At 57.4% G+C, this 1277-nt stretch carries 1 protein-coding gene and 1 pseudogene; both read left to right on the top strand.

Translation table 11 applies throughout. The annotated features are described in order from the left end of the window. Positions 1-492, top strand: a 492-nt coding sequence (atpG, locus tag HT737_RS15600; protein ID WP_182403179.1) for an ATP synthase F1 subunit gamma, incomplete at its 5' end; no start/stop codon positions are given. A gap of 27 nt (positions 493-519) precedes the next feature. After that, positions 520-1277: pseudogene (locus HT737_RS15595) on the top strand (F0F1 ATP synthase subunit beta); the annotation flags it as partial.

Genomic DNA, 1277 nt, shown 5'->3' with positions numbered 1-1277 from the left:
GCYTTTTTCCGTAACTTCGGCGGTAACGTCGTTGCAGCTATCAGCCACCTGGGTGAAGAGCCGTCGATCAATGATCTGATCGGCAGCGTCAAGGTGATGCTGGATGCCTACCTGGACGGCCGTATTGACCGCCTGTCCGTGGTATCCAACAAGTTCATCAACACCATGACGCAACAGCCTACCGTGGAGCAGTTGATTCCACTGGTGGCGACCCCGGATCAAGAACTCAAGCACCACTGGGACTACCTCTACGAACCAGACGCCAAAGAGCTGCTAGACGGCTTGATGGTGCGCTACGTGGAGTCGCAGGTGTACCAGGCGGTGGTCGAGAACAACGCGGCCGAACAAGCTGCGCGGATGATCGCGATGAAGAACGCTACCGACAACGCCGGTGATTTGATCAGCGATTTGCAGCTGATCTACAACAAGGCGCGTCAGGCTGCGATCACCCAAGAGATCTCGGAAATCGTCGGCGGCGCTGCCGCGGTTTAACGGTTCAAATATTCAGAGGATCCAGCTATGAGTAGCGGACGTATCGTTCAAATCATCGGCGCCGTTATCGACGTGGAATTCCCACGCGACAGCGTACCGAGCATCTACGACGCTTGAAGGTTCAAGGCGCCGAAACCACTCTGGAAGTTCAGCAGCAGCTGGGCGACGGCGTGGTACGTACCATTGCGATGGGCTCGACCGAAGGCTTGAAGCGCGGTCTGGACGTCAACAACACTGGCGCAGCCATCTCCGTACCGGTCGGTAAAGCGACTCTGGGCCGGATCATGGACGTACTGGGCAACCCGATCGACGAAGCTGGCCCGATCGGCGAAGAAGAGCGCTGGGGTATCCACCGCGCCGCTCCTTCCTTCGCTGAACAAGCTGGCGGCAATGAGCTGCTGGAAACCGGCATCAAGGTTATCGACCTGGTTTGCCCGTTCGCCAAGGGCGGTAAAGTCGGTCTGTTCGGTGGTGCCGGTGTAGGCAAAACCGTAAACATGATGGAACTGATCCGTAACATCGCCATCGAGCACAGCGGTTATTCCGTGTTCGCCGGTGTGGGTGAGCGTACTCGTGAGGGTAACGACTTCTACCACGAGATGAAGGACTCCAACGTTCTGGACAAAGTGGCCCTGGTTTACGGCCAGATGAACGAGCCGCCGGGAAACCGTCTGCGCGTAGCACTGACCGGCCTGACCATGGCCGAGAAGTTCCGTGACGAAGGTAACGACGTTCTGCTGTTCGTCGACAACATCTATCGTTACACCCTGGCCGGTACTGAAGTA

This window comes from Pseudomonas sp. MD195_PC81_125, assembly GCF_014060985.1.
In the GTDB taxonomy this organism is placed as follows: domain Bacteria; phylum Pseudomonadota; class Gammaproteobacteria; order Pseudomonadales; family Pseudomonadaceae; genus Aquipseudomonas; species Aquipseudomonas parakoreensis.
Note: the sequence above shows the minus strand (reverse complement) of the source record. Positions and strands in the feature narration are given on the sequence as shown.